This is a genomic window from Arthrobacter sp. fls2-241-R2A-200 (assembly GCF_030209745.1).
In the GTDB taxonomy this organism is placed as follows: Bacteria; Actinomycetota; Actinomycetes; order Actinomycetales; family Micrococcaceae; genus Arthrobacter.
In genome coordinates this window covers 307,778-320,636 of the sequence record NZ_JARVRJ010000001.1, presented here as the reverse complement: position 1 = coordinate 320,636, position 12,859 = coordinate 307,778, and the positions used below count along the sequence as shown (strand labels likewise).

13 protein-coding genes are annotated in these 12,859 nt (G+C 63.2%); 10 read left to right on the top strand and 3 right to left on the bottom strand.

Annotated elements, in window-relative coordinates; genetic code table 11:
* The first annotated feature begins 104 nt into the window (after positions 1-104).
* The 5 genes from QRN42_RS01510 (at position 105) to QRN42_RS01490 (ending at position 5,783) form a co-directional block, all read left to right on the top strand.
* The gene (locus tag QRN42_RS01510) at positions 105-1,298 is read left to right on the top strand and encodes a 5-(carboxyamino)imidazole ribonucleotide synthase (protein WP_284977677.1); all 1,194 of its coding nucleotides are present in this window, start codon (positions 105-107) and stop codon (positions 1,296-1,298) included.
* A gap of 28 nt (positions 1,299-1,326) precedes the next feature.
* Positions 1,327-1,851, top strand: coding sequence for a 5-(carboxyamino)imidazole ribonucleotide mutase (gene purE, locus QRN42_RS01505; RefSeq protein WP_284977851.1), 525 nt, complete (start codon positions 1,327-1,329; stop codon positions 1,849-1,851).
* A gap of 11 nt (positions 1,852-1,862) precedes the next feature.
* Positions 1,863-3,512, top strand: a complete 1,650-nt coding sequence (locus QRN42_RS01500) for an LCP family protein (RefSeq protein ID WP_284977676.1) — start codon at positions 1,863-1,865, stop codon at positions 3,510-3,512.
* Positions 3,513-3,591: 79 nt separating this feature from the next.
* Positions 3,592-4,842 (top strand): mannose-6-phosphate isomerase, class I, encoded by a 1,251-nt coding sequence (gene manA, locus QRN42_RS01495; RefSeq protein WP_284977675.1) that lies wholly within the window; start codon positions 3,592-3,594, stop codon positions 4,840-4,842.
* A gap of 2 nt (positions 4,843-4,844) precedes the next feature.
* A complete protein-coding gene (locus tag QRN42_RS01490; RefSeq protein WP_284977674.1) occupies positions 4,845-5,783 on the top strand; it encodes a lipid II:glycine glycyltransferase FemX in 939 nt (312 codons plus the stop codon).
* 160 nt (positions 5,784-5,943) lie between these two features.
* On the opposite strand, the gene glpX is transcribed toward QRN42_RS01490, so the two are convergent.
* The gene (glpX, locus tag QRN42_RS01485) at positions 5,944-6,966 is read right to left on the bottom strand and encodes a class II fructose-bisphosphatase (RefSeq protein ID WP_284974391.1); all 1,023 of its coding nucleotides are present in this window, start codon (positions 6,964-6,966) and stop codon (positions 5,944-5,946) included.
* Positions 6,967-7,165: 199 nt separating this feature from the next.
* On the opposite strand from glpX, the gene QRN42_RS01480 reads away from it, so the two are divergent.
* From QRN42_RS01480 to QRN42_RS01470, 3 genes are all read left to right on the top strand, one after another.
* A complete protein-coding gene (locus QRN42_RS01480) occupies positions 7,166-7,849 on the top strand; it encodes a DUF4245 domain-containing protein (protein ID WP_284977673.1) in 684 nt (227 codons plus the stop codon).
* 49 nt (positions 7,850-7,898) lie between these two features.
* On the top strand, positions 7,899-8,513 hold the full coding sequence (locus QRN42_RS01475) for a carbonic anhydrase (protein WP_284977672.1): 615 nt from the start codon (positions 7,899-7,901) through the stop codon (positions 8,511-8,513).
* 86 nt (positions 8,514-8,599) lie between these two features.
* Positions 8,600-10,021, top strand: coding sequence for a class II fumarate hydratase (locus QRN42_RS01470; protein ID WP_284977671.1), 1,422 nt, complete (start codon positions 8,600-8,602; stop codon positions 10,019-10,021).
* Between the two features lie 73 nt (positions 10,022-10,094).
* On the opposite strand, the gene QRN42_RS01465 is transcribed toward QRN42_RS01470, so the two are convergent.
* Together QRN42_RS01465 and QRN42_RS01460 are read right to left on the bottom strand one after the other, a co-directional pair.
* Entirely contained in the window at positions 10,095-10,571 is a 477-nt protein-coding gene (locus tag QRN42_RS01465; RefSeq protein ID WP_284977670.1) for an NUDIX hydrolase, read from the bottom strand.
* Between the two features lie 66 nt (positions 10,572-10,637).
* Entirely contained in the window at positions 10,638-11,189 is a 552-nt protein-coding gene (locus QRN42_RS01460; RefSeq protein ID WP_284977669.1) for a prepilin peptidase, read from the bottom strand.
* Positions 11,190-11,251: 62 nt separating this feature from the next.
* Between QRN42_RS01460 and QRN42_RS01455 the strand changes: the two genes are divergently transcribed.
* The gene (locus QRN42_RS01455; protein ID WP_284977668.1) at positions 11,252-12,031 is read left to right on the top strand and encodes a hypothetical protein; all 780 of its coding nucleotides are present in this window, start codon (positions 11,252-11,254) and stop codon (positions 12,029-12,031) included.
* 99 nt (positions 12,032-12,130) lie between these two features.
* The gene (locus tag QRN42_RS01450; protein ID WP_284977667.1) at positions 12,131-12,775 is read left to right on the top strand and encodes a GNAT family N-acetyltransferase; all 645 of its coding nucleotides are present in this window, start codon (positions 12,131-12,133) and stop codon (positions 12,773-12,775) included.
* The last annotated feature ends 84 nt before the right edge of the window (positions 12,776-12,859 follow it).

The window sequence follows — 12,859 nt, the reverse complement described above, 5'->3', positions numbered from 1 at the left end:
GTGGACTGTGAGAAGCCCGATAGGGGGCGGTCCCGGGCGGATAAACGGTGTAACCGGGGCGGCAGAATCAGGGATCCTGCCGCGGGTTCGGTAGTCTGAACCTTGTGACTTTTCCAGTAATTGGCGTAGTTGGCGGCGGCCAGCTCGCACGAATGATGGCTCCCCCCGCTACCGCATTGGGCTTCGAACTCCGGGTATTGGCCGAGGGCGAGGACGTTTCAGCGGTCGCGGCCGTGGCAACTGCCCCTGTCGGTGACTACAAAAACCTTGATGCGCTCCTCGAGTTCTCCAAGGGGGTGGATGTTCTCACGTTCGACCACGAACACGTACCCACCGAGCACCTGCGTGCCCTCATCGACGCAGGGGTCAACGTCCAGCCCGGCCCTGATGCTTTGGTCAACGCCCAGGACAAGCTGGTCATGCGGGCGGCCATAGATCGCCTGGGGCTGCCCAACCCGGAGTGGTCCGCGGTCCACACCGTTGATGAGCTAGTGGAGTTCGGCAACAGGATTGGCTGGCCCGTGGTGCTGAAGACACCCCGAGGCGGATACGACGGCAAGGGTGTCAGGATCATCGACACCGCCGACGACGCCGCGGACAGCGCCGCCTGGTTCGACGCCATGAGCCCCCTGCTGGCCGAAGCCAAAGTGGACTTCAGCCGCGAGCTCTCAGCCCTCGTTGCCCGCACTCCCGGTGGGGAGTCCCGAGCTTGGCCCGTGGTTCACACTATCCAGGTAGACGGAGTCTGCGACGAAGTCATTGCACCGGCCCAAAACATCCCGGTTGAAGTGGCAGCCGCGGCCGAAGAGGCGGCCTTGCGCATCGCAAACGACCTCGGTGTCACTGGCGTCATGGCCGCGGAGTTGTTCGAGACGCCGGGCGTCGGGGCAGGCTTCCTCATCAACGAGTTGGCCATGCGCCCGCACAATACCGGGCACTGGACCCAGGACGGTTCCGTCACCAGCCAGTTCGAACAGCACCTCCGCGCAGTCCTGGACCTCCCCCTCGGCGCTACGGATGCTTTGGCACCGGTGACTGTCATGAAGAACTTCCTCGGTGGCGACAACCAGGACCTGTTCGGAGCTTTCCCCATGGCACTGGCGTTTGAGCCTGCGGCCAAAGTCCACTGCTACGGCAAGTCGGTCCGCCCTGGCCGCAAGATCGGACACGTCAACTTGGTGGGCACTTCGGTCGCCGACGTCGATTCCGTTCGGGAACGCGCCACCGCAGTGGCCAACATCATCCGCAACGGCCATATGCCGGCCCAAGCGTCCCTGAGGAGACATTGTGACATCTGATCAAACAGCACCTCTCGTCGGCTTGGTGATGGGATCGGACTCAGACTGGCCCGTCATGGAAGCGGCCGCTGAAGCCCTTGCGGAATTTGGCATCCCTTTTGAAGCGGACGTGGTCTCAGCCCATCGCATGCCAACGGAGATGATCCGGTACGGCCAGACCGCCCACGAACGTGGGTTGCGGGTGATCATTGCCGGTGCCGGTGGCGCCGCGCACCTCCCCGGAATGCTGGCGTCAGTGACTCCCCTTCCCGTCATCGGTGTTCCCGTGCCTCTGAAGACTTTGGACGGCATGGATTCGTTGTTGTCGATTGTCCAGATGCCTGCGGGTGTTCCGGTGGCTACCGTTTCCATCGGGGGCGCGCGCAACGCCGGACTCCTTGCCGTCCGTATGTTGGCTTCCGGCACGGACGAGCTCGCGGAGAAACTCCGCGCTGACCTGCTCGCCTTCGCGCAGGAACTCAATGACGTGGCCACGAAGAAGGGTGGAAACCTGCGCCAAAAAGTCGCGGAGGTCTTCTCCCCCGCCAACGGATCTGCGCGGAGTTCCGCCTAGGAAGGCAGAGGATGACTACGGTGCACAAGACCTCCGATCGGCCTGCCCCCAAGCTGACTGATCCGCTTCGCTTTCCTTCCGGGGCTAGCGCCCCGGTTCGGACAAAGCGGGCCTTCGTGCTGGTCCTCCTCACTCTCTTCATACCCGGAAGCGCGCAGATAGTCGCCGGTAACCGCCAGCTTGGCCGCTTGGCACTGCGCGTCACCCTGGCGGTTTGGGCTGTGGCCGTACTTGCGATCTTCCTGGCTTTGGTGGATCGATCCGCGGTGCTCAGCATCGTTACGCACCCGGTCGCCTCCCTTGTGGTCATCGTGGTCCTGGTGGCGTTGGCCGTGGGCTGGGGCCTGCTTTTCCTGAACACTTTGCGCATCATCAGGCCCACCCTGCTCGCGCCAGGCATGCGGCCCATCGTCGCCGTCGTCGTGGTGTGCTCAACTGTCCTTGCCAGCGGTTCGCTGGGGTACATGGCGTACGTCCTGAACGTGAGCCGCAACGCAATTGGCAGTATTTTCGACGCCGGTCGGGCAATGACTCCCGTGGATGGCCGCTACAACTTCCTCATGATGGGTGGTGATGCAGGAAGTGATCGAACCGGTCGGCGGCCTGACAGCCTGTCCGTCATCAGCGTCGACGCGAAAACGGGCGCCAGCGCCATCATCTCAGTACCGCGCAACCTCCAGAACGCCCAGTTCAGCGAGCAGTCGCCCATGCGCAAGATCTACCCTGACGGCTACAACTGCGGTGACGAATGCCTGATAAACGCCGTCAACACCGAGGTCACCAACAAATACCAAGACCTGTACCCCGGAGTTGCTGATCCGGGCGCCCAAGCTACCCTCGAGGCTGTGTCGGGCACCTTGGGTATCAGCGTGCAAGCCTACGTATTGGTTGATATGGACGGTTTCGCCCAACTCATCGATGCCATGGGCGGAATCCGCATCAAAGCCGGCGGCTGGGTTCCCATCAGCGGCCCCACCATTGACGAGGCCAACGGGATCCACGGAATGCCTGACGGCTGGATCGCGGCCGGGGACCAGCACCTCAACGGGTTCCAGGCCCTCTGGTACGGGCGTTCCCGCGAATTCGTGGACGACTACGCCCGCATTTCCCGGCAGCAGTGCGTCCAGCAAGCCATGCTTAAGCAGCTGGACCCTGCCACGTTGTTGACCAAGTTCGAGGACATAGCCAACGCGGGTACCAAGGTTGTTGAGTCCAACATTTCCTCCGGCCAGCTCGGAAGCTTCGTGGATCTGGCATTGAAATCGAAGAACCAGGCGGTGAAACGGATGACAATCGGACCTCCCGACTTTGATGCCGCCTTCTCGACGACGCCGGACTTCGACGTGATCCACTCCAAGGTCCACGACCTGCTGGGCTCCGCAGGCGCCGCCCCTCAGGCCGCAGCCACCCCTCATGCCGATGGCGCCGTCACTGCGTCTGCTGCGTCTCCGCAGACGCTCCGGGTCGCACTGGCAAACGCGCCGGCAAACGCGCCCAAGCAGGCAGTGCCCAAGCAAGTGGCATCGGATTTCACCCCGGTGACCACCACGCCCGATGGGACGCCCATTACGGTGGAGCTGCTCAACGGACTCAAAGCCCAAGGCGACGAGCAAGGCATCCGGAACCTTGTGGCCACCAACGGACAATGCGCCCCGCTATAACGGGTACGTCCCTCTTTCCCGTCGTTCTTTCCCGCCGTTCCTTCCCGCCGTTCACCGCAAACGATAAGGACCCTCTGTCGTGTATCAGATCGAAAATGTTTTGCGCCCCTACGCATGGGGTTCGACGACGGCGATCGCCGGGTTGCTGGGCCGGCCGGCCTCGGGTGATCCTGAGGCTGAATTATGGATCGGAGCACACCCTGACTCCCCCTCCACAGCTATCCACCCGAACGGTGTCACACAACCGCTCGACGCTCTCATCGCCTCGGACCCGGTACAATTCCTTGGGCCCGAAAGCCTGGCGGAGTTCGGCCCACGCCTGCCCTTTCTGACCAAGCTCCTGGCCGCTGAACAGCCGCTGTCATTGCAGGTCCACCCAAGCCTTGAGCAGGCCAGGGAAGGTTTCGCGCGGGAGAACGCAGAGGGCATTGCTGCCGACGCGGCCCACCGCAATTACCGCGATGACAACCACAAGCCGGAGATGATCTTCGCGCTCACCCCTTTCGAGGCCTTGTGTGGCTTCCGGCCGGCCGCCGAATCCAAGGCCACATTTGAGCACCTGGCGCAGGTCCTTGATTCCGCCGCCGCAAGAGTTCCGGACATCATCACCGAGGTCATTGCCGATCTTGGCCAGCCGGACGAGTCGGCAGCATTGAGGGCCGCGTTCCAGCGGCTGCTCCAAGCAGGTGCCGACGCCGCCCAGCCCATCGAGGAGATCGTTGCAGTCCTCTCCTCCGGGGCACCGCAGGAGCCCCACGCTGATACGTTGACGGCAATGCTGGAGATCAACCAAGCGTTTCCCGGCGACCCCGGCGTCCTTGTCTCACTGCTCCTGAACCACGTCAGCCTGGAACCCGGTGAGGTTGTCTACCTGCCGGCCGGGAACGTCCACGCGTACCTCCGTGGCTTGGGCGTGGAGGTCATGGCATCCTCTGACAATGTGCTGCGCGGTGGGCTCACACCGAAGCACGTCGACGTTCCGGAACTCCTCAAGACAGTCCGCTTCGAGGCCCTCGGCGTACCACGTGTGGACGTCAGCGGGACCGAATTCGGGCAGGAACTGTATCGTCCACCCTTCAAGGAATTCCAGCTCCAGCGCATCGAACTGGAGCCAGGCGCAGTGCCGGTGCCGTTGGCACAAAACGGGCCGGCCGTCGTCGTGGTTGTTGCCGGCGCCATGGTCCTCGATTCGCCCAAGAGCGATCTCAGGCTGGAGCGCGGCGCCGCGGCGTTCATCCCGGACATCGAGGCTCCCGTCAATGTCCACCCGGTGCAGGGCGCGACCGAGACCAGCATCGCCTTCGCCGTGACCACAGGTTTGGGGAACTGACTATGGAATTTTTCCTGCAAACGCCCGCGTGGGCCGCCGTCCAGCGTTCACTGGGCCGCCGTGTCCACGAGCAATCAGGCCCTGGCTGGAGTTTCCTCGCCATTGAAGAGAAGAATCCCGCGGGCAAGGTCATCTATGCGCCCTACGGCCCGGTTGCCGAGTCTTTGGAGGCTTTCGACGCCGCCACCGCCGCCTTGGTCCGGTTGGCGAAAGCCGAGCACGCCGTCTTTATCCGCATGGAGCCTGTCCAAGCCGGCTTTACGGCGGCCGACGCCGGGCCGATCCTGCGTGGGCGTGGCATGCGGCCCGCGCCGGTCAACCAGCAACCCGAGCTCAGCTGGATCGTGGACCTGGAAGGTGACTTCAAGGACGTGTTGGCCGGGATGAAGCCAACCAACCGGAACCTCTACAGGAACATCCACAAAAAGGGTGTTACCTTCCGTGCGTCCCAAGACCCTGCAGAGATCTCGGTGCTCCTGCACTTCCTCCACCTGACAGCTGCCCGCAACGGCTTCAAGCCCCAGAGCGATGAGTACCTCACCCAAGTGGCAGCTTCGTTGCTGCCGGCCGGTGCTGGAACGCTTTTCATCGCCGAGTTGGAGGGCGAACCTATTGCCGCTGCGTTTGCCTACGATTCCGCTGACACCAGGGTTTACGCCCATGCGGCGTTGGATGACACCCATCGGAAGCTCAGCGCCGGAATCCCGCTCCTGGTCACGCTGATGGCCGATGCAAAGGAAAAGGGCCTCAAGCACGTTGACCTGTGGGGCGTGGCGCCCGAGGACCAGCCGGACCACAAATGGGCGGGCTTCACAGCTTTCAAGAAGTCCTTCGGCGGCCGTGAAGTCTCCTACCCCGGCACCTGGGACCTCCCAGTGAACAAACTCCGCTACGGCGCCTACCAACTGGCAAGAGCCCTCCGGGACAAGGTCCGCCGCTGATCCCCTCCCCCAAATCGCACCAGGCCGTAACCGCGGCACAAACGCAACACCACAACGAAAAGCGCCCCATCGCGTCAGCGGCATCAAATCGACGAGGTACGAGGAGATAGCCGCAGTGCAACGGGGCGCTTTCGCGCCTAAGACGCGCTACAGGGGGAAGTTACGCCTTGCGCGCGTACGTCTCCCACTTGGATGCGTGGTGCTCGGCGTCGACGAAGCGCACGGTGCCGGACTTTGAACGCATCACGATGGACTGTGTCAGAACACGGTCCTTCTGGTAGCGCACTCCACGCAGGAGGTCGCCGTCGGTAATGCCGGTCGCTGCGAAGTAGCAGTTGTCGGAGGTGACGAGGTCGTTGGTGGAGAGGACCCGGTCAAGGTCGTGTCCGGCGTCGATCGCTTTTTGCTTTTCATCGTCGGAGGTCGGCCACAGGCGGCCCTGGATCACGCCGCCCAAGGACTTGATGGCGCATGCCGTCACGATGCCCTCCGGGGTGCCGCCGATGCCCATCAAAGCGTCGACGCCGGTGCCTGAACGGGCTGCAGCAATGGCGCCGGCAACGTCGCCGTCCATGATGAACTTGGTGCGCGCACCTGCTTCGCGGATTTCCTCCACAAGCGGGCGGTGCCGGTCACGATCGAGGATCATGACGTTGAGCTGGTTGACCTTGACGCCCTTGGCTTTGGCGATCAAGTGCAGGTTCTGCTTGACCGGAAGTCGAAGGTCCACCATGTCGGCGGCCTCGGGACCGGTGACCAGCTTTTCCATGTAGAACACAGCTGAAGGATCAAACATGGAGCCGCGCTCAGCAACGGCCAGGACCGCGAGGGCGTTGTTGATGCCCAGTGCGGTCAGGCGGGTTCCGTCAATGGGATCGACGGCGACGTCGCACTCGGGACCGGTGCCGTCACCAACCTGCTCGCCGTTGAAAAGCATGGGGGCTTCATCTTTTTCGCCTTCACCGATGACCACGACGCCATTGAAGTGGACGGTCTGAAGGAATGAACGCATGGCATCGACGGCGGCGCCGTCTGCCTTGTTCTTATCACCGAAACCTACCCAGTGCCCACCGGCAATGGCTGCGGCTTCGGTAACGCGGACGAGTTCCAGCGCAAGGTTGCGGTCGGGTTCGTCGATGCCGACGGCAAGCGACGGCGAAATCGTGGAATACTGCTGGGTCATTGGCGCAGGAGACACATGAACCTCTTCTTCGAGTGACGATGCAGGGACCGGACATGGTTGCTCGTAGCAACCCGGGGGTCCTCTACCAACGATCATAGTCGCCGCCTGCCTTGCCGGTCATTGGATGACCACGAGCTGAGCCGTGGGTCCGGACAGGCGCGGTTGTGTGTTCCGGTCCGCGATAAGGGATCATGGAAGGGTGAACGAAACGCAGGACAAGTCCGTGGCAGGGAGTGAACCTCCCGTCGCCGGTAACGGCCAGGGCAACACCCCGGAAGCCCCCTACAAGCCCGTGATTGCAGCAAAGGCAGCCAAGCGGGCCAACGCCTCCGTCATCGGCATGATCATTGCCCTGCTGCTGTGCGTGCTCGCTTTCCTCCCCGTGGTGTTGATGAACCCGGCACCCAAAGGTGACAACTTCCGGCCCCCTGTAGATGTCACAGCCATTGCCCATGATGCCGCAGATGTGGCGGGATTCACACCGGTAACGCCGAACACCGGCGACACATTCAAGCCGAACTACGCCCGCTGGGACTCCGGCAGCGGCACAGGTGTGCCCACTTGGGAGATCGGCTTCGTGACTCCGAAGACGGCCTTTATCGGCCTGACGCAGACCAACCAAGCCAACCCCACTTGGGTATTGCAGCAAGCCGGAAACCTTCCAGTCACAGGGACACGGAACGCCGGCGGCCAGGACTGGGTACTACGGGACTCGGGCAAGGGTACACGCAGCATGGTCCTGGATTATCGTGGCACCACGCTGATCTTGAACGGCACGGCCAGCCTTGACGAATTCGCAACGCTCGCCGCCGCCGTCGTTAAGTCCGCGGACCAAGCACCGATCGCCTCCGCCCGGCCGTCGCCCACGGCGTCAGCCAAATAAGGCGCAACAGTTTCACGGTCTGCAGGGGCTGCGCCGTAAAGTAAGGCTCATGCCTACTAATCTGACCCCAGCCCTGGCGTGGCGCCGTCTCCGTGAGGGCAACGAACGTTTTGTTTCCGGTGAATCCCTGCACCCCAACCAGAATTCCTCCCATCGAACCTCGTTGGTGGAGGGCCAGAATCCATTCGCCGTCATCTTCGGCTGCTCGGACTCCCGCCTCGCCGCCGAGATCATTTTCGATCTCGGCCTGGGTGACGCCTTCGTGGTTCGCACGGCAGGCCAAGTGATAGACGATGCTGTGCTTGGCTCCCTCGAATACAGCATCAGCGAACTCCGTGTGCCACTGATCGTGATTCTCGGCCACGACAACTGTGGAGCCGTGACAGCCACCAAAGCCGCAGTCGAAACCGGCCAGATGCCCGGTGGCTTCATCCGGGACCTGGTGGAACGCATTACGCCCTCTGTACTGACTGCCCTGCGCAATGACCAAACGGAGGTCAATGACATGGTGGTGGAAAACGTCAAGCAGACAGCTGCGCGGTTGGCCGACAGTTCACGTGTGATTTCCGACGCCATCCAGGACGGCCGCGTAGCCGTGGTGGGCCTGTCCTACAAGCTCCGTGAGGGCCGTGCAGACCTGGTTTCAGGGATCGGCGAGTTTTAGGAGGACGTGCTCCGGCCTCCGTGCCGGAGCACGTAGCACTCCTTTCGGGTTTTCAGGGAAGCGTCCAATCGCCATAAGCTAGCCCCATGACTTCCACCACTGAGTTCCGTATTGAACACGACACCATGGGCGAGGTTCGCGTGCCCGTGAATGCCTTGTACCGCGCCCAGACGCAGCGCGCCGTGGAGAACTTCCCGATCTCGGGCAAGACCCTTGAGCGCGCCCACATCGAGGCCCTTGCCCGCGTCAAGAAGGCTGCCGCACTGGCCAACGCCGAGCTGGGGGTGCTCGACGGCGAGCTCGCCGAGGCGATCGCTGCGGCAGCCGATGAGGTCGCTGCCGGCAAGTACGACGGCGACTTTCCCATCGACGTCTTCCAGACCGGCTCCGGCACATCCTCCAACATGAACACCAACGAGGTCATCGCCGAGCTCGCGTCACGCGCGCTCTCGGCGGCCGGGAGCGACAAAGTTGTCCACCCGAACGATCACGTGAACGCGTCCCAGTCCTCCAACGACGTTTTCCCGACGTCGGTCCACGTTGCCGCCACTTCGGCCTTGATCAACGACCTGATTCCGGCCTTGGAGCACCTCGCCGCGTCACTGGACCGTAAGGCTGAAGAGTTCAAGGACGTCGTCAAGTCCGGCCGCACCCACCTCATGGACGCGACTCCGGTCATGTTGGGCCAGGAGTTCGGTGGCTATGCCGCCCAGGTCCGCTACGGCATCGAGCGCATCAACGCTGCGCTCCCCCGCGTCGCTGAAGTTCCCCTCGGCGGCACGGCAGTTGGCACAGGCATCAACACCCCGGCAGGATTCCCGGAGCGCGTCATCGAGTTGCTGGCAGCCGATACCGGGCTCCCCCTGACCGAAGCACGCGACCACTTTGAGGCACAGGCCAACCGCGACGGGTTGATCGAAGGCTCCAGCCAGCTGCGCAACATCGCGATCTCCTTCATGAAGATCAACAACGACCTCCGCTGGATGGGCTCTGGCCCCAACACGGGCCTCGGCGAAATCGCCATCCCGGACCTGCAGCCCGGCTCGTCCATCATGCCCGGCAAGGTCAACCCGGTCATCTGCGAAGCGTCCATCATGGTCTGCGCCCAGGTCATCGGCAACGACACCGCCATTGCCTGGTCCGGCACCAACGGCGCCTTCGAACTGAACGTCGGCATCCCCGTCATGGCCGCGAACCTGCTCGAATCCATCCGCCTGCTGGCCAACACCAGCCGCGTCATGGCTGACAAGATGATCGACGGCATCACGGCGAACGTGGAGCGCGCCCGCTTCCTGGCTGAGGCTTCGCCGTCCATCGTGACGCCGTTGAACAAGTTCATCGGGTACGAGGCCGCGGCAAAGATCGCCAAGAAGGCCGTAGCGGAAGGGCTCACCGTCCGTGAGGCAGTGGTCTCCCTCGGTTACCTCGAGCGCGGCGAACTAACCGAGGAGCAGCTGGATAAGGCGCTGGATGTCACCACCATGACGCGCCCGGCACACAAGGCCTAGAAAGCCCCGCTGGTGCCGTAAAGCTCGACGGCGGCCGCGGCACGGAACGTCCGAACGTGGGCGCCACGTAAGTTCAGTCTTCAGTCTGGTATGCCACGGGGCCTTCGGGCTCCGTGGCAAGCCTTATTGCTTCAAGGTTGCCGGCGCTCAAGTCCGGAAGGTCGTTCAGCTCGAACCACCCCACGGCGAGGGACTCGTCGTCGTTCACCCGAGCGTCTCCGGAGACGTATCGGCAGCGGAACGTGATGTCGAGGAAGTCGCACACGTCGCCGTTGGGGAAGGTTACCGGGCCAACCACTCCGATGGCGATGATCCGTTCAGTTTCCCCCACCACGGCCGTTTCCTCGAAGATCTCCCGCACCAAACCCGGCGCGGGGTGTTCGCCCGGCTCGAGCATGCCGGTGATAAGTGCCCAGTGCCCGTTGTCCGCACGCTGGCCCAGCAGCACCCTGCCGTCGTCATCGAAAACGACGCCCCGCACGGCCGGCAGCCATAGCGGGTCATGACCGATCTTTTCCCGCAGCTTGAGCACAAATTCCGGTGCACCCATGATGTCAGTTTCCTTATGGCCGAAGTCCCGTCGCAGGGCAGGCTTGCCCTTGCAGACAGGCCATCCCTACGCCGGGAGCACCGCCATGGCGAGCGCGGCTCCCGCGAGCATGAAGGGGCCGAAAGGAATGGCTGAACGCAGGGTGCCACGCCGGGCGGCAAGTATCGCCAAGCTCCAGAGGCCACCGAGCAGGAAAGCAGCGAATGTGGCCGCCATCACGTGGTTCCATCCGAGGTAGCCCAAGTAGAGGCCCAGGACGCCGGCAAGCTTGACATCGCCAAAGCCCATGCCCGGTGGATGGATGACCCTGAGGACGAAGTAGAAGAGCCATAACGCGGCTCCTCCTGCCAAAACACGAAGCCCGGGAACGCCGAACAACGCCACACCCAGTCTGCTCGTTCCGTCCGTACCGCCAAAGAATCCAACAACTGCGGCCGCGAGCAGGAGCGCTCCCGCCACGGCGTAGGAGGGGAACACGATGCGGTTAGGCAGCAGGTGGCTCCGAACATCGATCACCGTGAGCCGGACAGCCATCGCTAGGAAGTACAGGCACGCGGCAGCCACCAGCCAGAAGCCCAGCGGGCTGGCATCCCAGAGGTCGGAGAGTCGTCGGATCACCTTTGGATGCTATCCCCCTATGTGCCTTCTTCGCCGACTTCGACCCTAGGTAAACTGTGGATATGGGCCAATATGGTGCAGGCGGACTCGCTTTCGACTTATCCTCCACATTCCGGAACCTTTGCCGATCTTCGCCGTGGAGATGGACTACCCTCAGGTTCGAGTACCTTGAGCGTCCCAGAAACCACGAGCGGCCCGGAAACGGCTCCACCATGGTGCGTGCTTGGCTAAGGAGGCCCGGAGCTCTCCGGCTCGAAACGCCCGATGGCCAGTTGCTTCACAGCACCACCGGCATCAACGACTCCCGGGATGATCTTTATGTCAGCGCCACCCGCCGCTCCTGGTTGCTTCCCGCGCACTTGGTGACACCGGTGTACGACGACGCCGGGCTGGTCCGGCGTCGCCCGGAGGCGGCCTATGGCGAGCCCTCCTTCGGGAACGGTAGGCTCGCGGCCGCGCTGGATCCTGTGGAACTCGCCGGCAATGCACCTGTACCCATCGAATTTCCCGACACCAACCGGGTCTTCCTGGAACCGCCCCGCGAGGTGGACCATGAAGGCCGTCCCGCACTCGAAACTGTGGTCACTCCCAGCCGGACATACGTCCCATCGGACCCTGCCGAACCTTTGGTCCACCCCGAACGGACCCTGGTAAGAGTCGACGTCGGCACGGGAGTCTGTGTAGCCAGCGAGAGCTTGGACGGCGATTCCGCGGGCAAGGGGCACTGGCTGAACATCCTCGGCGTCGATGAGTACATGTTGGATGACCTGTTCTTGGCCGAGTCCATGAACCTCACCGATGTCCGCCGCCACATCCCTTGGGACATCGGCCCGGCGGCCTGATCCCGGTAGCTTCATCCCGGAAGCGTGACCCGGCAATCCAGCACAGCGTGGGCAGGCGCATGACTCGCACGGGGCCGCGCCACGGGCTAGGCTACGGCGATGACCTCGCTGGCAGAACTCTGGCCCCCCTTCGGACTCACCCTGACGACGCCGAGGCTTAGCCTCCGCCCGATCCTTGACGAAGACATCCCTGCCGCCGTCGCTGCTGCCCGCTCGGGTGTCCACCAGCCCGGCAAAAGCCCCTTCAGTACCCCTTGGGCGGACCTTCCAAGCCATGAACTGGCGCCCAACATGGCCCAGTGGTACTGGCGTTGCCGCGCTAACTTCACGCCTGCGTCCTGGACGCTACTTCTGGGCATCTGGCACCATGACGAATTTCTCGGTGTCCAGGACATCGCCGCGAACAACTTTGCATCCCTCAAAACCGTTGGCACGGGCTCCTGGCTCAGGCAGCCGGCGCAAGGCCGCGGCTTCGGCAAGGAGATGCGCGCCGCCGTCGTGAGCTATGCCTTCGATTACCTGAACGCTGAAGCGGCGGAGTCTGAGGCAGCTGTATGGAACGAGCAGTCTTTGGGCGTTTCGGCAAGCCTCGGCTACAGGCCCAATGGCATCTTCCGCGACGATTGGGGCGGCAAAGTCCAAGAGGTGCAACGGGTTCGGCTGACCCCGGACACCTTCAAACGCCCGCAGTGGACCCTAAAAGTCCAAGGCCACGAAGAGCTGAAGAACTACCTGAAGCTCTGAGTCCGGCATCGCGAAGGCCAGGCATCCGGCAGCGTGCGTCAAAGCGAGGAACGAGCTAGCACGCAGAGGATGTCTGGCCTTCGC